18 protein-coding genes and 1 pseudogene are annotated in these 22,688 nt (G+C 35.0%); 9 read left to right on the top strand and 10 right to left on the bottom strand.

The features are described 5' to 3' along the window. Positions 1 to 4 precede the first annotated feature (4 nt). The 3 genes from QSV08_RS15965 to purD are packed head-to-tail and all read left to right on the top strand — an operon-like array spanning position 5 to position 3,669. A complete protein-coding gene (locus QSV08_RS15965; RefSeq protein WP_324024712.1) occupies positions 5 to 1,369 on the top strand; it encodes a sugar transferase in 1,365 nt (454 codons plus the stop codon). An 8-nt stretch (positions 1,370 to 1,377) separates the two neighbouring features. Continuing rightward, positions 1,378 to 2,355 carry a UDP-glucuronic acid decarboxylase family protein gene (locus QSV08_RS15960; protein ID WP_324024711.1) on the top strand — a complete coding sequence of 326 codons (978 nt, stop codon included), beginning with the start codon at positions 1,378 to 1,380 and terminating at the stop codon, positions 2,353 to 2,355. A 42-nt stretch (positions 2,356 to 2,397) separates the two neighbouring features. Further along, a complete protein-coding gene (purD, locus tag QSV08_RS15955; protein WP_324024710.1) occupies positions 2,398 to 3,669 on the top strand; it encodes a phosphoribosylamine--glycine ligase in 1,272 nt (423 codons plus the stop codon). 58 nt (positions 3,670 to 3,727) lie between these two features. On the opposite strand, the gene QSV08_RS15950 is transcribed toward purD, so the two are convergent. After that, positions 3,728 to 3,949 (bottom strand): DUF6341 family protein, encoded by a 222-nt coding sequence (locus QSV08_RS15950; protein ID WP_324024709.1) that lies wholly within the window; start codon positions 3,947 to 3,949, stop codon positions 3,728 to 3,730. Positions 3,950 to 3,989: 40 nt separating this feature from the next. On the opposite strand from QSV08_RS15950, the gene QSV08_RS15945 reads away from it, so the two are divergent. The 3 genes from QSV08_RS15945 to QSV08_RS15935 are packed head-to-tail and all read left to right on the top strand — an operon-like array spanning position 3,990 to position 6,600. Continuing rightward, positions 3,990 to 4,919: a DUF6427 family protein gene (locus QSV08_RS15945; protein WP_324024708.1), complete on the top strand. Its 930-nt coding sequence runs from the start codon at positions 3,990 to 3,992 to the stop codon at positions 4,917 to 4,919. Between the two features lie 39 nt (positions 4,920 to 4,958). Further along, the gene (locus QSV08_RS15940; RefSeq protein ID WP_324024707.1) at positions 4,959 to 5,561 is read left to right on the top strand and encodes a DUF4254 domain-containing protein; all 603 of its coding nucleotides are present in this window, start codon (positions 4,959 to 4,961) and stop codon (positions 5,559 to 5,561) included. Beyond that, positions 5,548 to 6,600, top strand: coding sequence for a glycosyltransferase family 9 protein (locus tag QSV08_RS15935; protein WP_324024706.1), 1,053 nt, complete (start codon positions 5,548 to 5,550; stop codon positions 6,598 to 6,600). The genes QSV08_RS15940 and QSV08_RS15935 overlap by 14 nt, the downstream gene beginning before the upstream one ends. Here the strand turns inward: QSV08_RS15935 and QSV08_RS15930 are convergent. The 8 genes and pseudogenes from QSV08_RS15930 to QSV08_RS15895 all read right to left on the bottom strand — a co-directional run bounded on the left by QSV08_RS15930 (position 6,597) and on the right by QSV08_RS15895 (position 16,825). Further along, positions 6,597 to 7,214: a TetR/AcrR family transcriptional regulator gene (locus tag QSV08_RS15930; RefSeq protein ID WP_324024705.1), complete on the bottom strand. Its 618-nt coding sequence runs from the start codon at positions 7,212 to 7,214 to the stop codon at positions 6,597 to 6,599. The two genes, QSV08_RS15935 and QSV08_RS15930, sit on opposite strands and share 4 nt — an antisense overlap. Positions 7,215 to 7,486: 272 nt before the next feature. Further along, complete coding sequence (gene arsS / locus QSV08_RS15925) at positions 7,487 to 8,542, bottom strand: arsenosugar biosynthesis radical SAM (seleno)protein ArsS (protein ID WP_324024704.1); 1,056 nt, start codon at positions 8,540 to 8,542, stop codon at positions 7,487 to 7,489. Between the two features lie 325 nt (positions 8,543 to 8,867). Continuing rightward, the gene (locus QSV08_RS15920; RefSeq protein ID WP_081819435.1) at positions 8,868 to 9,203 is read right to left on the bottom strand and encodes an arsenosugar biosynthesis-associated peroxidase-like protein; all 336 of its coding nucleotides are present in this window, start codon (positions 9,201 to 9,203) and stop codon (positions 8,868 to 8,870) included. Positions 9,204 to 9,437: 234 nt separating this feature from the next. Continuing rightward, a pseudogene (locus tag QSV08_RS15915) lies at positions 9,438 to 10,073 on the bottom strand (metallophosphoesterase family protein); the annotation flags it as partial. Then, the gene (locus tag QSV08_RS15910; protein WP_324024703.1) at positions 10,058 to 11,398 is read right to left on the bottom strand and encodes a sodium:solute symporter family transporter; all 1,341 of its coding nucleotides are present in this window, start codon (positions 11,396 to 11,398) and stop codon (positions 10,058 to 10,060) included. The gene QSV08_RS15910 and the pseudogene QSV08_RS15915, both read right to left, overlap by 16 nt. Positions 11,399 to 11,444: 46 nt before the next feature. After that, a complete protein-coding gene (locus QSV08_RS15905; RefSeq protein WP_324024702.1) occupies positions 11,445 to 12,869 on the bottom strand; it encodes a SusD/RagB family nutrient-binding outer membrane lipoprotein in 1,425 nt (474 codons plus the stop codon). Positions 12,870 to 12,879: 10 nt separating this feature from the next. Beyond that, the gene (locus QSV08_RS15900; RefSeq protein WP_324024701.1) at positions 12,880 to 16,083 is read right to left on the bottom strand and encodes a SusC/RagA family TonB-linked outer membrane protein; all 3,204 of its coding nucleotides are present in this window, start codon (positions 16,081 to 16,083) and stop codon (positions 12,880 to 12,882) included. 52 nt (positions 16,084 to 16,135) lie between these two features. Then, on the bottom strand, positions 16,136 to 16,825 hold the full coding sequence (locus QSV08_RS15895; RefSeq protein ID WP_324024700.1) for a TIGR04282 family arsenosugar biosynthesis glycosyltransferase: 690 nt from the start codon (positions 16,823 to 16,825) through the stop codon (positions 16,136 to 16,138). A 374-nt stretch (positions 16,826 to 17,199) separates the two neighbouring features. Here QSV08_RS15895 and QSV08_RS15890 point away from each other — a divergent pair, with 374 nt between their 5' ends. Both QSV08_RS15890 and QSV08_RS15885 read left to right on the top strand, forming a co-directional pair. Beyond that, positions 17,200 to 18,714 carry a Do family serine endopeptidase gene (locus QSV08_RS15890; protein ID WP_324024699.1) on the top strand — a complete coding sequence of 505 codons (1,515 nt, stop codon included), beginning with the start codon at positions 17,200 to 17,202 and terminating at the stop codon, positions 18,712 to 18,714. Positions 18,715 to 18,792: 78 nt separating this feature from the next. Beyond that, positions 18,793 to 19,566 (top strand): patatin-like phospholipase family protein, encoded by a 774-nt coding sequence (locus tag QSV08_RS15885; protein ID WP_324024698.1) that lies wholly within the window; start codon positions 18,793 to 18,795, stop codon positions 19,564 to 19,566. Positions 19,567 to 19,750: 184 nt separating this feature from the next. Here the strand turns inward: QSV08_RS15885 and QSV08_RS15880 are convergent, their stop codons facing one another. After that, positions 19,751 to 20,800, bottom strand: a complete 1,050-nt coding sequence (locus QSV08_RS15880) for a ferredoxin--NADP reductase (RefSeq protein ID WP_324024697.1) — start codon at positions 20,798 to 20,800, stop codon at positions 19,751 to 19,753. A 402-nt stretch (positions 20,801 to 21,202) separates the two neighbouring features. Between QSV08_RS15880 and QSV08_RS15875 the strand changes: the two genes are divergently transcribed. Then, positions 21,203 to 22,672 (top strand): DUF5687 family protein, encoded by a 1,470-nt coding sequence (locus QSV08_RS15875; protein ID WP_324024696.1) that lies wholly within the window; start codon positions 21,203 to 21,205, stop codon positions 22,670 to 22,672. Positions 22,673 to 22,688 lie beyond the last annotated feature (16 nt).

Raw genomic sequence — 22,688 nt, 5'->3', positions numbered from 1 at the left:
TAAAATGCCAAATCCTTCCATTTTAAATTCAATTGAACGTAAATTTATTCTCTTAGTTGGGGATTTAATTATAATTATAGCTAGTTTAAATGTATTTGTTAATAATGCAATTGATATTGAATTTATCTCGTTAAGGCTAAAAGTAATCATTACTCTATTTGGTGTAATCTCATTTCTAACACTTTCCTATATATTAGATCTATACAACTTACAAAAAACATTAAAAAGAAAGTACGTAGTATCTCAAGCCCTATATATAACTGCTTTATTTGTTTTTATAGTTTTTATTTTTTCAGTACTGTTTTTTGATACTAGTTTCTGGAGAATACCTTTATTAGTTTTCCTTATACTTACACCAATAGAAATTGCTCTTTGGAGACTTTTTTTTGTTAATGTTTTTAGGGTTATACCGACTACGAGGAATGTATTATTAATTTATGATAAGGAAACAGAAAAACATTTTAGGGAAGTAACTTCTTCTATTGACGGTGAAGATGTAGAAACATTTTATAAAGTCAAGTTAACTTATAATCTTAATCAACATACTGAGATAAGAAAAAAGTTTCTTGTAGCAACTGAGAAAGTTGACTCATGGGTAGTTAATATTAAGAATTATAGTGATTTTCCTGATGATCTGGAAAAGATATTACTAAGGTCAATATTGAAAGGGAAGGAAGTGATTTCTTATACTTCATTTTACGAAAATACTTATGAAGCTTTGCCAATTCAGTCTCATAACGATAGTTTTTATGAGATTCTACAATTGAGAAATAGAAAAATTAGATATTTACACACTATTTTTAGTTTTATTGTAAATTTTATTCTTTCCCTTTTTGTTGGCATCACTCTTTTAATATGTGTTCCATTTGTTTTTATTTTAAATCTTTTTTTTAACAAAGGACCATTGTTTTATACTCAAAAACGTATTGGTCTACACGGAAACGAATTTAAAATTTATAAATTTAGATCTATGGTTGTTAATGCGGAAAAGGAAGGCGCTAAAATGGCTGTTAAGAATGATACTAGAATAACTCCATTTGGTAGAATTCTAAGAATATTTAGAATTGATGAATTGCCTCAAATTATTTCGGTTATTAAAGGTGATATGCAATTTATTGGTCCACGTCCTGAAAGAAAAGTATTTGTTAATCAATTAAATTCTTTAGTCCCTTTTTATGAGACTAGACACTTAATCAAACCAGGTATTACTGGTTGGGCCCAGGTGAAGTATAAATATGGTGAAAATTTGGAAGACTCAATAAAGAAACTGGAGTATGATTTATACTATATTAAAAATCGAAGTATTACCTTAGATTTAAGGATTGTTTTTAAAACAGTAACTACAGTTTTGTTTTCCAGAGGTGTATAATAGAGAATATGAAAAAAATATTAATTACAGGTGCTGCTGGTTTTTTGGGTTCTCACTTGTGCGACCGTTTTATAGCTGAAGGTTTCCATGTCATTGGAATGGACAATTTAATTACTGGAGATCTTAATAACATCTCTCATTTATTTCCGCTTTCGAATTTCGAATTTCATCATCATGATGTAACTAAGTTTGTTCATGTTTCTGGAAAGCTTGATTACATTCTTCATTTTGCTTCGCCAGCGAGTCCTATTGATTATTTGAAGATTCCGATCAAAACGTTAAAAGTTGGTTCGCTAGGAACACTAAACTTATTGGGTTTAGCAAAGGAGAAAGGTGCTAGAATTTTGGTTGCTTCTACTTCCGAAGTTTATGGTGATCCATTGGTTCACCCTCAAAATGAGGAGTATTTTGGTAATGTTAACCCAATAGGTCCACGAGGAGTATATGATGAGGCTAAGCGCTTCATGGAGTCCATTACAATGGCTTATCATAGACATCATGGACTAGATACACGTATTGTTCGTATTTTTAATACTTACGGTCCTAGAATGCGCTTAAATGACGGTAGGGTTGTTCCTGCATTTATGGGACAAGCGCTACGTGGTGAAGATTTAACCGTATTCGGAGATGGCTCTCAAAGTAGGTCATTCTGTTATATCGATGATCAAGTCGAGGGAATATACCGCTTGCTATTTAGCGATTATACAGATCCTGTTAATATTGGTAATCCGCATGAAACAACTATTAAAGAGTTTGCAGAAGAGATTATTGCTTTGACAGGAACCAAACAAAAAGTTATTTATAAGCCCCTTCCTCAAGATGATCCTACACAACGTCAACCTGATATTACAAAAGCGAAAGAAATTCTGGGCTGGGAACCGAAAGTTCATAGAGCAGAAGGATTAAAAATCGTATACGATTATTTCAAATCGTTGTCTCCAGAAGACTTACAAAAGAAAGAGCATAGAGATTTCTCTACTAAATAGAAAATTAAAAGAGCAAGAAGTATTTTTGCAAAAATTGACAAAATGAATATTTTAATTCTAGGATCAGGTGGTCGTGAGCATACTTTTGCTTGGAAATTGGCACAGAGTAATAAATTATCAAAACTTTTCGTCGCCCCAGGAAATGCCGGCACAGAAAAAATCGCAACGAACATACCAATTGGTGTAAATGATTTTGAAGCTATTAAGAAATTAGTTTTAAAGGAGAATATTCAACTTGTTATGGTTGGTCCAGAAGATCCTTTGGTAAACGGAATTCATGATTTTTTTCTTGGTGACCAAGAATTAAAAAATGTGGCAGTTATCGGTCCTGAAAAATTAGCTGCTACTTTGGAGGGTAGTAAAGAGTTTGCGAAGGAGTTTATGATGCGTCATGAAATACCTACCGCTCAGTATAAAAGCTTTACAGCTGAGACTGTTGAAGACGGATTTAAATTTTTGGAAGAATTAAATCCTCCGTTTGTTTTAAAAGCTGACGGATTGGCTGCTGGTAAAGGTGTTGTTATTCTTAATGACTTAAACGAAGCCAAGGTTGAATTAAAATCTATGTTGGTTGATGAGAAGTTTGGAGCTGCTAGTGCAACTGTGGTTATTGAAGAGTTTCTTGATGGCATCGAATTAAGCGTTTTCGTGCTTACAGATGGTGATAGCTATAAAGTGCTACCAACAGCAAAAGACTATAAAAGAATTGGTGAAGGTGATACCGGACTCAATACTGGCGGTATGGGAGCTATTTCACCTGTTCCTTTCGCGAGTAAGGACTTGATGGATAAGATTGAGCAGCGAATTGTAAAACCTACGGTAGAGGGGCTTAAAAAGGATAATATGCCTTATAAAGGTTTTATCTTCATCGGACTCATAAAAGTTGGTGATGACCCTAAGGTTATTGAATACAACGTTAGAATGGGTGATCCTGAAACTGAAGTGGTTTTACCGCGTATAAAAAACGATATGGTAGAATTGCTACAAGCTGTTGCTGATCAGAAATTATCTGAAATAGATTTGCAGTTAGACGATAGAACGGCTACTACAGTTATGACGGTTTCTGGTGGCTACCCTGGCTCATACGAAAAAGGAAAAGAAATCACCGGTATTGATTCTATTACAGAATCACTGGTATTTCACGCAGGTACTACACTTAAAGATGGTAAAGTAGTTACTAACGGTGGTAGGGTAATGGCGATTACTTCTTTTGGCAGTGATTTTAAATCAGCACTGGCGCAATCGTATAAAAATGTAGATAAACTTTCCTTTGAAGGAATGAATTATAGAAAAGATCTAGGTTTTGATCTTTAATCAATAATCTGTTATCAGTTTTTAAAGACTAAAAGCTGATAACAGATTTAATTTGATATTATAAGTAAGAGTGAGAAGTACTCGACTTATCCTCTTCACCATTATCGTTATATTTTTTCAATTGAAGCATCCAATACACAAATGCTACAGAACCTATCAGCATAAATACCCAGTTTAAGATATTTGATAAAGCCCAACTATCTGTAAAACGTAAAAAATCTAACGGTGCAAATAGTACATTTACGAACAAATCTGCGATACCTTCAAAAAATGATTTCATCTTATTACTATATTTACCAGCAAAAATATAAAAAGCTTAGATGATTTCAAGCATTTTTGAGAAAACAAAACCGGTGAATTTCATAATTCTCCTGGTTTTTTTGTTTCTTTTCTACTGGTCAGTCCAATTTTACCTCTTTGATTTATCGATGAGCAATGTAGAAATTGCTCCGTCAATCGGTATTTTGACCATTTTATTATTCAGTGTTTTTATTGTTGACTTTGTTGTTAAACGTAACAAACTTACCAGTACAAATTCTTTTGCAATTTTGTTTTTCACCCTGCTTTTTGTGGTTTTCCCTGAGACACTAGGTGATAATAACGCCATTTTTACCAGTTTTTTCTTATTGCTAGCCATGAGGCGGTTACTAAGTATTAAGTCTTTAAAGAATATTAAACTTAAGATATTTGATGCCGGACTCTGGATATGCATATCAAGTGTATTCTATGAATGGGCTTTACTTTATTTGTTTTTGGTTTTCGCGGCGATATACATTTATGAACCAAAAAATATAAGAAACTGGTTGGTAATCTTATCTGTAGGCTTCTGCTTTTTTATGATACTATACGGTATATTAGTATTGCTTGACAAGCCTGATTTTATTCTAGAGCATTATGATTTTGCAATTAACTATGACGCTATATTCCCCATTAAATGGTGGACTAGCTTAAAAATGACTTTATACGCCTTATTCAATATGGCTCTTGCTTTTTCTGCTTTTGTTCATTTGAGTAAGTCGGGTGTAGGTAAGGTAATTGTTATGAGACTTATTGCATTTTCGTTTGTAATAGGGTTGGTAGTTAATGTACTTGTTACCTCAGAAAATAATAACGCTGTGATGATCACCTTCTTTCCTTCTGTGATTTTTATTGTCAATTATCTAGAATCTATTAAGAAACCTAAGTTGCTTGAATTAATTCTTGTTTCTAGTATTTTGGTGCCGATTATAGTTTTTGTTGTGAAACTTTAGGTTTATCCTTTAAACTTTATCTTTGTAAAAAAGGCTCATATGTTTAGCGAATTCGCATTTAATATATTTAATACCAGTATTGATAAATATCACGTAGAAGATGATGTATATCAAAGTTTTCATAATCCTTATTCGAAAGAAGAGATAGAGCACTTGTTATATCGCAAAAACTGGATTGATACCGTTCAATGGCATTATGAGGATATTATTAGAAATCCGGATATAAACCCTGACGACGCCTTGGTTTTAAAGCGTAAAATTGACGCAAGTAATCAAGACAGAACAGACTTGGTGGAGTTCATTGATAGTTATTTTCTTAATAAATACCAATCGGTAGATGTTAAGGCAGATGCTACTATTAATACAGAAAGCCCTGCTTGGGCAATAGATCGCTTATCTATTTTAGCCCTGAAAATCTATCATATGAAAGAGGAGGCTACCAGAGCAGACGCCTCTTTAGAGCATAGAGAAAAATGCCAAGTTAAACTCGAAATCTTACTTGAGCAGAAAAACGACCTTTTTGTAGCTATAGACCAACTACTTGCAGATATTGAGAGTGGTACGAAGTATATGAAGGTATACAAGCAAATGAAAATGTATAATGATGAGGAACTAAACCCCATCCTTCGTGGTAACAAATAAAACTGTTCATTTATTGGTAATACGACTTTCCGCAATGGGAGATGTCGCTATGACTGTTCCTGTTCTTTTGGGGATTTTAAAAAAATATCCTCAGGTAAAGATTACAGTTTTAACAAAAGGATTTACAGCACCTATATTTGAAAATATACCAAATGTCTCAGTTTTTAAGGCTGATGTAAAAGGAAGACATAACGGCTTTTTAGGACTTTGGAAATTATACAAAGAATTAAAGGCGTTACAGATTGATGCAGTTGCAGATTTGCATAATGTGCTCCGTAGTTCTATTCTAAAACAGTTTTTTAAACTATCAACAATTCCTTTTATACAAGTGGATAAGGGAAGGGCAGCTAAGAAAGCTTTGGTAAATCCTGAACGAACTTCATTTATTCCTTTATCGACTACTTTTGAGCGCTATTCTGAGGTTTTTGATAAGCTTGGGTATCCTATTGCTATAAGCGAGATGGAAACCTTATCTAAAAGACCAATTAGCGATTCAGCAAAAAGCTTAATAAATTTTGATGGAAAGGTGCTGATTGGTATTGCCCCGTTTGCAGCTTTTAGCGGAAAAATGTATCCACTACCAATGATGGAAAAGGTAATAGCTGAGTTGAATTCTACGAGTAAATATCAAATTGTATTGTTTGGAGGAGGGAAAAAAGAAATAGATGTTTTAGCAAAATGGGAAACTCAGTTTAACAATTGCGTTAATGCAGCAGGCAAATTATCATTCTCAGAAGAATTGAGTTTAATTTCTAATCTGAAATTAATGCTGGCGATGGATAGCGGCAATGCTCATTTAGCTGCAATGTTTGGTGTGCCAACCGTAACAATATGGGGTGTTACGCATCCGTATGCTGGTTTTTCGCCTTTCAATCAGCCAGAGAATAATGCCCTTTTATCCGATAGAAAAAAATATCCTGCAATACCAACTTCCATTTATGGTAATAAATATCCTGATGGTTATGATAAAGTCATGGAAACCCTTCTACCCGAAACAATCGTTCAGAAAATTAATGAAATTATAAGTACTTCGGTTTAAGAATTAACCGGCTTGGCTTCTATACCTTTAAAGTATTGACGTAGTTGAGACATAAATCTGTACTTTTTAGCTGACGGGGCTGCACTTGTCATTAAAATTCTAACTCCGAAGTACGAACTCATTAAAAAAGTAGCCGCAGCTTCACAATCTACATGACGATCTAAGTAACCATTAAATTTTCCTCTTTGTAATGTTGTAACCAAGTTTACTTCCCAAACGGTAACAATTTCATTTAAGTGACGCATAATCACTTCATTTTTACCATTGAATTCAGTTAAGAAATTACTTAAAATACACCCATAATCCATTTCATTATGCACGGCAGTTTCCATAGCATCATCAAAACATTTCGTTATTAATTTTAACGGGTTCTCATGCCCCTCTATTGGCTCTATTAAAGTACTATAGATTTTACGTGCTAGTAAATTTTGAATTATTTGAATGAAGAAGTCTTCTTTAGAATCGAAATGATAGTAAAAAGCCCCCTTAGAAAGATCTAGCTTTTTTAGAATATCATCTATACTAGTATCGTAATATCCTTGGGCATAAAACAATTCTAATCCGGTGTTCTGTAAACGTTGCATGGTTGCCATGCGCTTAAGGCTCTTGTTCATAATATTTAGATTTGGGTAAATCCGACCATGTGGTCTTTTTATAGAACGCCAGATTGTTAAACAACTTCAGTATTTATAGATTAGATGCGTCTTTTTTCGATAAACGACTATTTTATCGGTGTATAACATCCTTTTTACACTACAAAACAAACTAAGTGGTCAGTTCTATATGTGATATATTTGGTTTATTTATAGTATAATGAGTTGGTTTAAAACAAAAAACCGTTCAATGTAAATCATCAAACGGTTCTTAATTTTCATCTCGGAATGTGTTATGCTACAGTACCCTGGCAACTACTACCGGCACCTGCTGTACAACCATAACAATGCTGTGATATGATAATGTTTCTATCGTTCAACAAGTCTTCGTTATAATCTTTAATATGCTTCACCTTACTAGCTACTTTTAGGTCTAGCATTTGGTTAAAATCACAATCATAAAGCCAACCATCCCAACTAATAGAAATGGTATTGGTGCACATTACATTTTCTACTGCAGAGGGGTTATATGCTTCCACTAATGAATACATATAATCTTCGTAATTCTCAGATGCTATTAAATAATCTAAGAATCGTGCAATGGGTAAATTTGTGATGGCAAAAAGATTATGAAACTGAATATCAAAATCTTCTTTTAAGGCTTTTTTGAAATCCTTTTCCATCGCTGCTTGGTCACCTGGTAAATATGCACCTGACGGATTATAAACTAAATCTAAACGGAGTCCGCTACCTGGTAAACCATAACCTCTGTCGTTTAATTCTTGCAATGCTTTGATCGACTTGTCAAAAACACCGTCACCTCTTTGCTTATCTGTTTTACCACGGGTATAATGTGGCATTGAAGAAATAACATGTACATTATGCTTTTTAAAGAAATCTGGTAAATGATAATATTTTTTATTAGCCCTAATAATAGTAAGGTTAGAACGAACAATAAAATCTTTAATACCGGCTTTTGCAGCTTCTTCTACAAACCATTCAAAATCAGGATTCATTTCTGGTGCACCACCTGTTAAATCTAAGGTGTGAGCTCCTGTATTTTTAATGACCTCTAAACACTGTCGCATGGTATCGCGAGTCATAATCTCTTTGCGATCCGGACCAGCATCTACGTGGCAATGCTCACAAACCTGATTACACATGTAACCAACATTGATTTGCAAAATTTCCAGCTTTTTAGGGCGTAACGGGAAGTGACCAATTTCGGCAATCTTATCTTTAAAATAAGGAAGCTCTCCATCAGCAAAAATTCCTCCGTTTAATATTTCTAATTGCTTGTTGGAAACTGCTAATTCGTTCCCTTTAGCTTTTAATGATTTTGTAGCCATTCTTCTTTTGTTGTTGGTTGATGGTTGTCTGTTGTTCGTTTATTTTATTACGAATCAACAAACAATTCAACCTATTTTGATTTCTTCTTTAATAGATAGCAATTTCTATTTTGTTATATTTTGGATTAGTAATCATTGGCGAATATTGAGTAAAACTAACAACCGACAACAAACAACTAATATCACAACATTTTATTTCTTTTTCTTAATAATGGATGTTCATGAAGAGCATTCCATTTGCAATATTTTTATAAACTAACTTTAATTTCAAGTTATTGATTATTGAAGAAAGCTGCTAGGAACAACCATCAACGAACAACGAAATTTACATTGACAATTTGTTATACTTATTCATCATCTGTACACCATGCACTAATGTTGCACCGCTTTCTATGGCGGCGCCCACATGTACTGCTTCCATCATCTCTTCTTTCGTAATCCCTTTTTGCAATCCGTCTTTGGTATAGGCATCAATGCAATACGGACACTTAACTACATGAGAGACAGCTAAAGCAATTAGAGACTTTTCTCTAGCACTTAGTGCGCCTTCTTCGAAAACCTTACCATAATAATCGAAAAATTTTGTTCCAAGCTCTTCGCTCCACTCTGTTATTTTACCGAATTTTCTTAAATCTGCTGGGTCGTAGTACGTATTTGCCATCTTTTTTTGTGTTTTAGGTTTTATTGAATCTTTTTGTTCTTGGTTAAAATGAATCGGAATTCCCTGTCCCATTTTTTCGATTTCAGGGAGTATTTCCATATTGTCCCAAATGCCAGAAGTAAGCGTATCGCCATAGGCTTCGGGCAAGTGATTTTTGTACATTAATTTTTGTGCGGTTTCGGCATCATATTCGAATGAATGATGTTTATAGGTTACTTCACCATCTTCAGTATCCAATATCATATACCAAACTCGGGTAGTGCCATCATTTGCTGGCATACCAATAACACCAGGATTCAACCATAAATTTTCCTTTATAGTTTGATGAAAAGGTAAACCACAATGCCCCGCAATAATTATATCACTATTGGTCTCTTGAAAACAGTGTTCTTTACTTTCCGTGGCGTTTGATTTAAATACAAATTCTGAGGTATTACCATAATTTCCATGGACTACCGTAACTTTTTTGCTGCCATAGTCAAAACTGATGTACTCGGGAATTTCCTTCATCCACTCTAAAGACTGTTGCGATAAGTGCCCTTTAGTATATGGAAACCACATTTTCGAAAAATCGTCGCAACGGCTACCACTCTTAAAATCGCAACCACAATCTTCGCTATCGTTTGCTAGTTGCAATTCTACATTGCCAGCAATACTAATCGCGCCCCATTTTTGAAACAGTTGTACCGTTTCTTCTGGTTGTGCACAATAGCCGGTAAGGTCTCCGGTGCTTATACAGTTCTCGGGTTGAATTCCTGCTTCTTCAGCAATGGAAATCAGTTGCTCCAAAGCTTGAAGATTACTATACACGCCACCAAAAAGCAATAGCTTTCCGTTCTTGGCACCAATATGTTTTATTTCTTTATCCATGTAGGTATTATATAAACGAATAGGCAACATAAAATGCCCCAAAAATTAATCCAAAGTAAATCGGCATACTTGCCGGTCGTGAAAATCAAACTATCTGGAAACCAGTTAAAAATTAAAAGGAACCCAAATAGTAATCCTATAAATACGCTTAAGTGAAAACTGATTTTAGGTGCTTTATCCTTCCAAAATATAAAAACGGGAGTTAGCCCTATTACCATGGTTCCGCTAATTGTTGTAGCAGATAAAATCTCTGCATCTAAAAAAACGGGTATGGTTCCTAAAACAGCAATTGCTACCATAGACCAACGACCAAATTTTAATGTATTTCCTAGATTTAAATCTAATGCCAATAATTTTGAAAATGATGAAAATGTGGAGTCTAATGTAGATGCAGCTGATGTGATCATGATGAAATTGATGACTAATAATATTACGGTTCCAAATGCTTTACCAACTTGTACTGCAGCCTGACCGTGCATACCTTGAAATTGTGCATACACGCCGATAATACTAAATAAGATGATACAGATTGCACCTAATACACTTGCCCATAAAAAACTCTTCAATGTTACTTTCGGACTACTGATAAATCCTCTATCGGTTAACACCGGGTCATGAAAGGGGTAACTAAAGGATTGTAGTAATGCAGCGAATAATAAATTTAGCCCTGTTTCAAAGGACCAAATACCTGAATTAACTACTTCGGTAGTGGTGATTGCATTATCCTTCCCAAAAATAGTGAACAATATTACCGCTAATAGTATAGAAAATAGCCCCATTTGGACAACATCGGTAAAAATCGAGCTACTCATACCTCCTTTGAGTACATAGGCTAAAGTTAGTCCGGTAAACACTAAAATGGACCAATAATATGGACTCGTACCCATATCACCAAAGTAAGAACCAATAACCATAGTGTTACTCCAAACCTCATTGAATAGGCGAAATGCTATTAAAATGGAAAAAATATTTACTGCTGATTTACCAAATTTAGAGGATAAGAAATGATGAATACTTGTGTACTTTCCATGTAGTCTCATCTTATAAATTACAAGACCTGCTACAGCAAATGACAGATAATATCCAGCATAAGCAACACCACCAACAATACCATAGTCTAACCCTAAATTTGCGGCGTTGGTTATACTCTTGGCGAATATCCAAGAGATAATCAAACTACCCATTAACATGAACGTATTGGGCGCTTTCTTTTTTTGAACCGCTTTAAAAAACTGATTGGTATCTTTTGCCCATGGGGAAAGGAAAAATAACGCCAAACTTGATGCTATTATTAATCCCCATTGCCAAATCTTTACTTCAGTCATTTCTTTTTGATTTTTCCTAATTCCTAATTCCTAATTCCTAACTCTGTTACTCATCCCACCAAACTGCCACATTTATACTATTGCCTTCCGTGTTATTTGAAGCTTCGGTATAATTGGCATTATTTAAAGCTTCTTCCTCAGCAGGATAAGGCATGCGAATCGGAATCAAATCATTATTCAAACTAGCTGAAATTGTTTTCAATTGAGGGAAACCAGTTCTTCTATATTCAACCCAACCTTCATAACCATTAATGCTATTTGCAATCCATTTTTGAGTAATGATATTTTCTATAGGATTACCGTTTGTCAACGAAGCATCAACCGTTAAATAATCAGCAGGTAAATCTACTAGCCAATATTCAAATGCTTGTGTTACCCCAGTATTATATAGACTTTCAGCATCTGCAGTAATCAACCCTTTTTGGGCGGCTTCCGCTAATAGAAAGTGCGTTTCCATGCTTGTCATGAAGTTGGCGTCTAATAGTCCGGTATTCTCTCTGAAAATAGTACCTAGCAAAGAGTAATCAGCTAACGAGACTCCAACAGATGCATCAATCCCATTTAATAATCCGTTGTAACCACCATCTGTACTATTTGCAAATGGTTGATACAATTGTGCGATACGTGGGTCGTTTAAATCAGTCAAAATTTCATCCATCGTTTCAGAAAGCACGTAATTATTAAAATCACCAATCCTAAGTTGTGCCAGTCTAAAACTATTCGGCTCACCATCGGTAAAATTGAAAATCGCATTTTCGCTATTATCGTTAATGAAATTACCTTCACTTGCGATTGCCTGTAATTGAGAAGCAACATCTATTTTACCTGAAACACGCATTAGATATTTAATCTTCAACGAATTTGCAAAACGAATCCATCCATTTAAATCACCATTAAATAAAATATCACCTTCTAAAGCAATGGTTCCAGAATAGTTCTGTATGGCTAAAATTCCTTTATCAAGATTATCAAATATGCCGCCTTCGTCCATATAAATAGATTCTTGAGAATCATAAACGGCCGTCACGGTTTCTGTATCTCCCTTAAATGCTTCGGAATAAGGAACGTCACCAAATAAATCTGTTAAGCCAGCCGCCATATACGCTTTCATAATTCTTGCGGGACCTTCATAGACAGTATATGCGGTATTCTCTTGAGATAGATTCAATATAATTTCATTATCGCGTAAATTCTGATAGAATATAGGCCACGGATTTCCACCTAATTGTGGAGATTTTAAATCATGCCGGTCAAATAAGTTAAAATCTAATGACGTACTATATTGCCCTAATAAGTTACCTGCCGTAAACCCTTCATAAGACATTTGTTCACCAAAGTCATAGATAACCTGTCTTAACAATAGACTAGGTTGCACTGCTACAGGATCATTCGTATTTGTATTAATTTCTTCAAAATCTTTTGTGCAGCCAATGACCAACAACAAGATTAGAATGCTATATATATGTTTCATCTTCTTTTTCTTAAAAATTAAATCCGGCTTTGAAACCTATACTTCTGGTGGTTGCGTATGACATGTCTTCAACACCACTTATAAATCCTTGTCCTTGTACCGCTAATTGCTCTGGATCAAAATGTGGATTCTCTGTAATTGCAAATAAGTTTTTTCCAATAAGTGATAAACTCAAAGTTGCATCTTGGTTGAATATACTTAGGTTGTCAAAGGTGTAACCAACAGATAATTGACGCAACTTCAAAAACGAAGCATCATAGGTGTTGTTTTCTTCATGATTTCTATCATAAAACTGACGATAGTAACTTTCTGCCGATACTGCCACTGTATTTTCAGTATAAACAGAATTATCTGCAGTGCCTGTATTTACAACGCCTTCCGGTATAATACCTTCTTCTGGTCTATTTGCTGTTTCCGCTAGCTGACCACCAACATTACCTAATGCTCTTGTTCTAGATACAATGATTCCGCCTTGTCGCCAATCGAAAAGAAAACCTAGATTCCAGTTCTTGTAATTGAATTGATTATTAAAGCCCAACATAAAATCAGGATTGTAATTCCCCAATTTTTGCAATTCGTTATCAGGGATGTATCTGCCTTCATCCGTTAAGATAAAATCGCCATTTTCATTTTTAAGATATCCTGTTCCGTATAAATCACCAACGCGACCACCTTCTTCTGCCTGTAAAAATACCGTTTGGTTTTGACTGTCGTAAATTCTAGAGTACGCCAGTGTTAATCGACCTTCATCTTGTGGTAGGCTTTCTACTGTAGATCTATTAGTACTAAAATTTAAAGTGCTGTTCCATTTTAAATTCTCACTTAGTATTGGTGATATGCCCAAAATAATCTCTACTCCTTTAGAGCGAACTTCGCCACCATTAACTACTTGTTGGGTATAACCGGAAGAGATACCGATAGGTAAAGAAATGATTTGATCTTTGGTTAATGCGTTATAGTAAGAAACGTCGAATCTTAGTTGGTCGCCAAAGAATCTTACATCTGCGCCTACTTCAAATGAAGAGGTTAATTCTGGTTGTAGATTAGCATTTGCAATAGTGTTTGAATTACTGAAAGTCGGCTGACCATTAAACGGTGTCTGTGCTACAAAAGCACCTGTAGTCTGATATGGATTTGTATCATTACCAACCTGTGCCCAACTTGCTCTTAGTTTTGCAAATGAAATTACCTTAGGCAAATCAACTACTTCCGATAGTATAAAACTACTAGAAACCGACGGGTAAAAGAATGAGGTGTTATCTACTGAAAACGGAGCAGCCAAAGCACTTGACCAATCGTTTCTGCCTGTGATATCTAAGAATAGAAAGTCTTTGTATCCGAATTTTGCCAAGCCATAAAAACTGTTTATTCTTTTATTCGATTCAAATTCGAATACTTCAATAGGTGAAGCAGCATTCGATAATCTAAAAATACCTGGTTGTGCTAAACTTGTTGTTTGTGCTTGTGAAGTAAATGCTTTTTGATCCAATCGATTTCCGCCAAGGGACACATCAACTTTAAAGTCATTGAATTGATTTGCATAGTTTAATAGAAAATCGGTGTTCACTTCTCTGTAGAAAACATCATGCTCGGCATAAGCACCATTAGAAAAACGATTAGAACTATAGGCTCTTTTCAATTGGCGTAATTCACTTGAATAATCCATACCTGTTCTAATAGATGCCGTTATATGCTCTGAAATATCATAGCTAGCGGAGATGTTTCCGAAAACACGATCTCTATTGAACGAATTGGTATTTTCATTAAGAATGAAATACGGATTATCGAAAAAGGTATAGTTATACGAATACTGTTGTATGCCTTCTAAACCTGGTTGCCAGTAGTTTTTTAAATTCTCAATGTTTAAAGAACGCGGACCCCAAGCGACTAAAGAATAATTTGCGTTTTCAGATCCATAGCCGTTAGAGGGTCTGTTGTCACTATTAGAATTGATATAACTAATAGATGAATTTATGCGTAATCTATCAATAGGTTGAAAATTCAATTTTGCACTTACGGTTTGTCGGTCTAGATTAACACCGGGTATTATAGATTCACTTCTCAAATCGGTAAAAGAAAGACGATAGTTACCTTTTTCAAATCCGTTAGAAATAGCGATGTTGTTGATTAAGGTTGTCCCCGTTTCATAGAAGTTCTTCAAATTATCAGGATTCGATTTAAACTCGGTCGGTGTAATCGTATTTCCATTGTAAAGAGCAGTATCACCACCTCGAACAACAGTACCATCTGCCAATGTCACGGGACTATCATATTGCGGAATAAGATTACCAACATCTAAACGAGGTCCCCAACTGTAGGTGATTAAATCATTTGTTCCACCACCTAATCCGTCTACAAAAGCAAATTCCCCAGAATTCCCTTGTCCGTATTCATTTTGAAAATCAGGTAACTGAAATGCTGAATCTACAAAGAAACTGGTGTTGTAGCTCACGCCTAATCCTTTCGTATTCTTCCCGCTTTTGGTTTCTATGATGATTACACCGTTAGATGCTCTTGTTCCGTAAAGTGCAGCCGCACTAGGTCCTTTTAATACAGACACTTCGGCAATATCATCAGGATTCACATCCATAGCGCCATTTCCAAAATCGATTTCTTGAAATCCGGCTGCAGCCTCATTGGTAAAATTAAAGACAGAATTATTGTTTATAGGCACACCGTCCACAATAAACAGCGGATTGTTATTCGAGAAAGAAGCTTCACCACGAATAGTAATTTTTGAAGAAGAACCAACTCCTGTTGCACCTTGGTTAATCGTTACACCTGCCAATTTACCAGATAGGTTGTCTAAGAAATTCACTGATTTTACCTCGGTTACTCCTTTTGCATCTAAACTTTGAACGACATAACCCAATTCTTTGGTTTCCCTTTTTAGTCCTAATGCAGTCAATACTACTTCGTCTAAAACTTCAGAAGAGTCTTCTAGAGTTATATTTATTGTACTTCGATTGTTTATGGCGACTACTTGTGATTGATACCCTAAAACAGAAAATTCAATATTGCCTGAAAGGTTGGGTACATCGATTGTATACATACCATTTTCATTGGTGGTTGATCCAGTTACAGTGCCAGACAGTAAAATGTTTACGTACGGTATCGTATTTCCATCGGTATCTGTTACGATACCTGTTATAGTTTCTTGAGCATTGACCATGTTTATCATAAACAATGTCAACACTAGTGTTAAGTGTCTCATAAAAAGCTTTAAACTGAAGTTGTATTTGCCCAATTATTGGGCAAAGAGGGAATTAGATAAATGAAACCTCAGGTGAGCCTTTGTTATAAAGAAAGCTGTTAGGAAATAAGGTAGAGAAGTTCTGTTTAGTGTAGTATAGACTTCTGCTTCTTTTTAATAAACCGATGATCAACATTAATATGGTTGATGATAAACCAGAAGAAAACGATAGAATAGATTCTAAATCTCTTTCGTTATCCAAATCTTGTAGAACAGGTAATTTTATTAATTCAGACGCTTCTTCTTGTAACCATAATGAAATTTGGTGGTATAAGCTGAAGCGTTGCCATGGTAAATTTTGAAATTCAGTAACTTCAAAGTTAGATTTTTGAAGACCTAACAAATAGAAACCACCATCATTTGAAGGACCAATTACAGTCTTACCCATAGCTAATTGTTGGGCAGTATGCTTAAGATGCTGTGTATTTAAATGCGGAGTGTCATTACCAATGGTAATGATATTAGAAAAACCTCTTTCAAAAACGTTGGCAATGGCATTGGTAAAACGTTCACCAAAAGTTGCGCCAACTTGATCTTTATCTGAAAAGTGAAAAACAGGTAAACCTGTATTTTTAGCTTTCTTGAGTGTGGTTTGGGTTAAAACATCGAATAACTTTTCACCTTTGGCAATGTGCTTGTTCGCTAAATCTTCTTTAGCGGAATTGGCAAAAACCAGAATTGCAGTTGTACTCAGTGAATTCAATTAAAAGTTATTTCTTGTTGTTAAACTTACGTAAAAATATAGCAAAGGTTTTTTAAGTATGCATAATAACTAAATTAAAACATACGAAATATCTTACTTTAAGTCAAAATGACAGTTTTAGACCACTTGGTCGGTTTTATGCTACCTATTTAGTATCCTATCTTTTATATTCGACTATAAACATGCTAATAAATCAGATTAGTAACTTGTTTTTAGCCGTGATTTTGACAAAATTTTAAGGTTACAGACTGGTTAGTCTAAAAAAAGCCTTAAAATTTCAATCAGTTTTAATTTTTTTTTAGCATTGACATTCATATCCATGGCATAGCTATTGCGATTAGCACATCAGAAGAATTATAAAAATTTAAATACATATGAAATCAGACACAAATACCAGAAGCGCTTGGAAGGTTTACTTCTTCTCAGCAGTTATTGCTCTAGCAGTTAGTTACGGAGTAATACATTTTAACAAACAAGAGATAAAAGAATCTACCGGTGTAACCGTCGTAGAATCTGTACCGGGTGCACAAGCCTTATATACGAAGGACAATGAAGGAAACATTAAGCCTTTAGATTTTACCGAAACATCTGAAAAAGTTTTAGATGCTGTAGTGCATATTAAATCTACCCAAACAGGATCATCGAATCAAAGTCAAGGTGCGCGCGAATTGCCAGATCCTTTTAAAGAGTTTTTTGGCGATATGTTTAAAGGGCAATCTCCGCATGGTATGCAATCTCAACCGAGAGTTGGTACTGGATCGGGAGTGATTATCAACGATAAAGGATATATCGTTACAAATAATCATGTTATCGATAATGCCGATGAGGTCGAGGTAACCTTATATAATAACCAATCGTATAAAGCGACGGTTATTGGTACAGACCCAACTACAGATTTAGCACTTTTACAGATTAAAGCCGATAATTTAAAAACGATGTCATTGGTGAATTCTGATGATGTAGAAGTAGGTGAGTGGGTATTGGCAGTTGGTAATCCGTTAGGGTTGAACTCTACGGTTACTGCAGGTATCGTAAGTGCCAAGGCAAGAAGCATTCATATTAATACAGATAAGTTTGCTGTTGAAAGTTTTATTCAGACAGATGCAGCCATTAACCCTGGTAACAGTGGTGGTGCATTGGTTAATTTAGACGGAAACCTTGTTGGTATTAATACAGCCATTGCAAGTACAACAGGTACATATACAGGATACGGATTTGCAGTACCTAGTAACATCGTTACCAAAGTAGTTGAAGATTTACTGAAATTCGGTAACGTACAACGTGGTATGTTAGGGGTTAGTATTAGAACTATGGACAGTAACTTGGCGAAAGAGAAAAATGTTGATTTTACCAAAGGGGTATGGGTAGAACAAGTTGGTGAAGATAGTGGTGCAGATTTGGCAGGTATGGAATCTGGTGATATTATCGTTAGCGTAAATGGAAAAGAGACAGGAACTTCACCTAGGCTTCAAGAAATTATTGCAGGTAAAAGACCTGGTGATAAAGTTGCCATTGTTGTGAATAGAAATGGTAAGGAAAAAGAATTGGAAGTAGAGCTTCATAATTCGCAAGGCGGTACTGACATTATCAAAAAGGAAGAGAAAGAAGTGTTTAATTTTTTAGGTGCCGATTTTGAGAACGTGGATAAAGACATTGCCAAAAAGTTTGGTTTAGATGGCGGTGTTCAGGTAACTAAATTATATCCTGGTAAGATTAAGAAAGAAACTCAAATGAAAGAAGGGTTTATTATCACGCATATTGATGGTAAACGTGTAAAGGATGTTGATGACGTTGCTGCTATTTTAGAGAACAAAAAAGGCGGAGTAATGTTAGAAGGAGTTTATGAAGATGGCACTAAAAATTATTATGCCTTCGGATTGGATTCATAGTCCACTTTAATGACTAATTTTATGCCGAGCGGATAATAGTATCCGTTCGGCATTTTTTTTGAAATTAATTCTAGATAGATGCAAATAGGTTCTAAGTCCGTAGGTTTGGTGCTTTCCGGTGGGGGCATTCGAGGTATGGCACACATAGGTGTTATAAAGGCAATGCAAGAGTTTGGTCTAGAAGCCAGCGTTGTTTCCGGAAGCAGTATTGGCGCCTTGGTAGGTGCGTTGTATGCAGCCGATAAACCAGTTATTGATATGCTCCGTTTTTTTAAAGAGACTCCGCTTTTTAAATACAATTATTTCGCGGTCGCTAAACCGGGTTTATTGAATAGCGAGAGTTATATATCGTCCTTCAAACAGTATTTTCCTGAAGATAGTTTTGAGGCTTTGAATAGAGAACTTCACGTAGTAGCCACTAATTTGCAAAAGGGCGAAGAGCTTTTTATAGACAAAGGTGAATTGATAAAACCTTTATTGGCATCTGCCGCATTACCACCCGTCTTTAGTCCGGTAGAATATAATGGTGAATTATATGCCGATGGCGGAATAATGAATAATTTTCCTTCAGAGCCGGTTTTGTCTAGAGTAGAATATGTAATTGGCAGTAATGTTTCGGTAGTTTCTAAATTAGAGAAGAAGCATCTGAACAACTCGTTTCAATTAACAGGCAGAGTAACGGGGTTGATGATTTATGCCATCAACCGACAAAAAATAAACAACTGCCACCTTATTCTCGAATCGCAAGAATTGGAACATATCGGGTTATTAGATCGAAGAGGTATCGAAAAAGCTTATGCAATTGGGTATGAGACTGCGGTACGAAAATTTGAAACGATGTTTCCAGAATAGTTCTTTTCTATAGCATGGCACTTAATAATAAGGGGTAATACAAAAAGAAAAACGTCATTACGAACATAGTGAAGTAATCTGTCGAATAGTTGTTCCTATTGGTCAGATTGCATCGTGCCTCGCAATGACGTTTTAGAAGTAATTTTTTACTTCTTATAAGTTTCCCCTTCGGGGATTAATGGGATTACACATCATCATAATCTACCTTAATAGTAGGTGTAGTTGGGTGTGCTTGGCAGGTAAGAATAAATCCGTCTGCGATTTCTTTATCGGTCAAAATTTGGTTCATGACCATTTCTGCTTTTCCTTCCGTTACCTTGGCAATACAGCTACTACAAACTCCGCCTTGACATGAGTATGGGGCATCTATATTTTCTTTCAAAACAGCATCTAGTATCACTGTTTTCTTATCCATTGTAAACTGAAATTCCTCATCATCAACAAGAACAGTAATTGATGTTTGACCATCTGCCTGTACAGGTAATTCTTCTTTTATTTCAGTAGGAGTAAAAAGTTCAAAATGAATTTTATCTTTTTCAACTTCATTCTCTACTAAAGTATCTTGAACCAAACGAATCATCTCTTCTGGTCCGCATAAATAGTAGCCGTCAAAATCAACATCCTTATGCTTATTTAATAATGCATAGTTTACAGTTGAGGTATCTATTCTTCCAAATAAAGCCTTGTCTTCACGTGTTTGACTATTGGTGAAGTACACAAAAAACCGATTGGCATATTCTAGTTCTAATTTTACTAAGTCGGTGTAAAACATCGTCTCTTCGTAAGACTTGTTACCGTAAACCAAAACGAATTTGTTCTTTGGGTTACCGTCTAAAACAGATTTTACAATACTCATAATAGGGGTAATTCCACTACCTGCAGCAAAAGCAGCAATGTTCTGTATGTCTTTCGTAGTATTAAAAACAAAACGACCTTCTGGCTCCATTACTTCTAAGGTGTCACCAACCTTTAATTCTGAATTGGCGTAGTTCGAGAATCCGCCATTATCTACTTTTTTGATACCTATTGTGATACCATCTTTTTCGGTAGATGAACTAATAGAATATGCTCTTCTTAGTTCTTTACCTTTAATTTCTTTTTTTATGGTGATGTACTGACCTGCCGTAAAAGTGAAAGTCTGTGCCAATTCTTTCGGAATTGAAAATGTAACAGCAACAGAAGTTGGCGTTAATTTCTTAATATGTTTTACCGTTAATGGGTGAAAATGCGACATATGTTGGTTTCTTTAAATCGATTTACAAAATTAAGCATGCTTTTGCGATAAAATATGACATTTGTCAAAAAAGTCGGTATTACTGCTTTTTGTTTAACTTTTTAGATAATTACTTTGCTAGCGCTCGTCTGTGCCGAGTGCCGTACCTAGCAAGTATTGGTTAATAAATCGATAAAATATAATTTCCATACTGGTCCCAGTTGGCGTTAATTAGCTAATGGCTTACTGTTGTTTCCACCAGTTTTAAACTGGCGGTAGTGTGGAAGAAAGAGGACTTAATCGGTTAATTTTTTCTGGATACATAGTAAGGTATAAAATAAGAGCTTAAAGAATATTTTGAATTTTGTTTGTAACAAACTCAAGATTTTTCTTACTTATATTCTGAATACTAAAACCAACCGAATGTTTAAACGTTTTTCTTCATTACAATGGAAATCCTTTTTTAGATCCTCTAACCTTGGTAAAAGCCTGGGGATAAAAATAGTAATGGGCTTTTTCGGCGTATATATGCTTTTATCACTTGCTGGTGCAGGAGTAGGAATGTACTTTATCTTAAAAGAAATATTCCCAGATCAGAGCCCAATGTGGAGCATTAGCCAATATTTTATTTACTGGATTTTAATTGAATTATTTCTACGATACTTCATGCAAAAATTACCGGTGATGGATATAAAACCATTTTTGACAACTCCTGTTAAGAAAAGTACCATCGCACATTATATATTGGGTAGATCAGCAGCATCTATTTATAATTTATTAACGCTGTTCTTTATAGTTCCGTTTGCAATTGTTTTATTGTTTAATGGCTACCCTGCAGTAAATGTTTTACTATGGATAGTCGGTATCATGGGCATTATACTTAGTATTAATTATGTGAACCTGCTTGTAAATAAGAATGATAAAGTTCTTATTGGCATAGGTAGTATTCTTGCTTTAGGTTACGGATTGGATTATTTTGGAGTGTTCTCTGTTAAAGAGTTTTTTGCACCTGTTTTTCATGCGCTTTATGCATATCCAATTACGGTATTGATTCCGATAGCTTTAGCGGCAATTATATATTATGTCAATTTTAAGTATTTACGAGATAAGATTTATCTAGATGCTAAACTTCAATCGAAATCAGTGGAGGCAAATACTTCAGATATGTCTTGGACAAAGCGTTTTGGAGAAATGGGTTCTTTCTTGCAGCTTGATTTAAAAATGATTTGGAGAAATAAAAGAACCAAGTCTCAAGTATTTATTTCCTTACTTTTTGTTTTTTATGGTTTGGTATTCTATACAGTAGATGCTTATAGTAGTATGATGCCAATGAAAGCATTTGTTGGTGTATTTATGACAGGAATTTTCTTAAGTAATTTTGGTCAATTTATACCAGCTTGGGATAGTAGCTATTACAGCATGATGATGTCACAGAACATACCAATGCGAAAGTATTTAGAATCTAAAGTTATTTTAATTACTGTAAGTATCGTGGGTATGTTTTTATTGACGATACCCTATGTCTACTTTGGTTGGGAGGCTTTAGCTATTAATTTTAGTTGCGCATTGTATAATCTAGGTGTAAATATACCGGTCATTTTATATTTTGGTTCATTCAACAAAAAAAGAATCGAATTAGATCAGAGTCCGTTTGGTAATATGCAAGGCGCTAGTGCTACACAGTTTTTGGTAATGCTTCCGGTAATGGTGGTTCCAATAATTATCTTTTCCATCTTTTATTACATCTTTAATATTGAAGTTGCAGTCGCAGTATTATCGGTTTTAGGCATCATTGGTTTTGCTATGAAAAACTACTTACTTGGATTAATAACGGAGCAGTACAAGAAAAAGAAATACGGAATGATTGCAGGTTTTAAAGAGAAAGCTAGTTAAGGTTTTTCATTTGACG

It is taken from the genome of Maribacter sp. BPC-D8 (assembly GCF_035207705.1).
Taxonomy (GTDB): domain Bacteria; phylum Bacteroidota; class Bacteroidia; order Flavobacteriales; family Flavobacteriaceae; genus Maribacter.
Note: the sequence above shows the minus strand (reverse complement) of the source record. Positions and strands in the feature narration are given on the sequence as shown.

What these genes read in the sequence shown, in the direction of transcription:
- QSV08_RS15960 (WP_324024711.1), top strand. Translation starts at nt 1,378, where the DNA reads ATGAAAAAAATATTAATTACAGGTGCTGCTGGTTTTTTGGGTTCTCAC.
- QSV08_RS15965 (WP_324024712.1), top strand. Translation starts at nt 5, where the DNA reads ATGCCAAATCCTTCCATTTTAAATTCAATTGAACGTAAATTTATTCTC.
- purD (WP_324024710.1), top strand. Translation starts at nt 2,398, where the DNA reads ATGAATATTTTAATTCTAGGATCAGGTGGTCGTGAGCATACTTTTGCT.
- QSV08_RS15930 (WP_324024705.1), bottom strand. Translation starts at nt 7,214, where the DNA reads ATGAACAAGAGCCTTAAGCGCATGGCAACCATGCAACGTTTACAGAAC.
- QSV08_RS15910 (WP_324024703.1), bottom strand. Translation starts at nt 11,398, where the DNA reads ATGACTGAAGTAAAGATTTGGCAATGGGGATTAATAATAGCATCAAGT.
- QSV08_RS15880 (WP_324024697.1), bottom strand. Translation starts at nt 20,800, where the DNA reads ATGTCGCATTTTCACCCATTAACGGTAAAACATATTAAGAAATTAACG.
- QSV08_RS15920 (WP_081819435.1), bottom strand. Translation starts at nt 9,203, where the DNA reads ATGGCAAATACGTACTACGACCCAGCAGATTTAAGAAAATTCGGTAAA.
- QSV08_RS15885 (WP_324024698.1), top strand. Translation starts at nt 18,793, where the DNA reads ATGCAAATAGGTTCTAAGTCCGTAGGTTTGGTGCTTTCCGGTGGGGGC.
- QSV08_RS15875 (WP_324024696.1), top strand. Translation starts at nt 21,203, where the DNA reads ATGTTTAAACGTTTTTCTTCATTACAATGGAAATCCTTTTTTAGATCC.
- QSV08_RS15945 (WP_324024708.1), top strand. Translation starts at nt 3,990, where the DNA reads ATGATTTCAAGCATTTTTGAGAAAACAAAACCGGTGAATTTCATAATT.
- QSV08_RS15940 (WP_324024707.1), top strand. Translation starts at nt 4,959, where the DNA reads ATGTTTAGCGAATTCGCATTTAATATATTTAATACCAGTATTGATAAA.
- arsS (WP_324024704.1), bottom strand. Translation starts at nt 8,542, where the DNA reads ATGGCTACAAAATCATTAAAAGCTAAAGGGAACGAATTAGCAGTTTCC.
- QSV08_RS15890 (WP_324024699.1), top strand. Translation starts at nt 17,200, where the DNA reads ATGAAATCAGACACAAATACCAGAAGCGCTTGGAAGGTTTACTTCTTC.
- QSV08_RS15950 (WP_324024709.1), bottom strand. Translation starts at nt 3,949, where the DNA reads ATGAAATCATTTTTTGAAGGTATCGCAGATTTGTTCGTAAATGTACTA.
- QSV08_RS15905 (WP_324024702.1), bottom strand. Translation starts at nt 12,869, where the DNA reads ATGAAACATATATATAGCATTCTAATCTTGTTGTTGGTCATTGGCTGC.
- QSV08_RS15900 (WP_324024701.1), bottom strand. Translation starts at nt 16,083, where the DNA reads ATGAGACACTTAACACTAGTGTTGACATTGTTTATGATAAACATGGTC.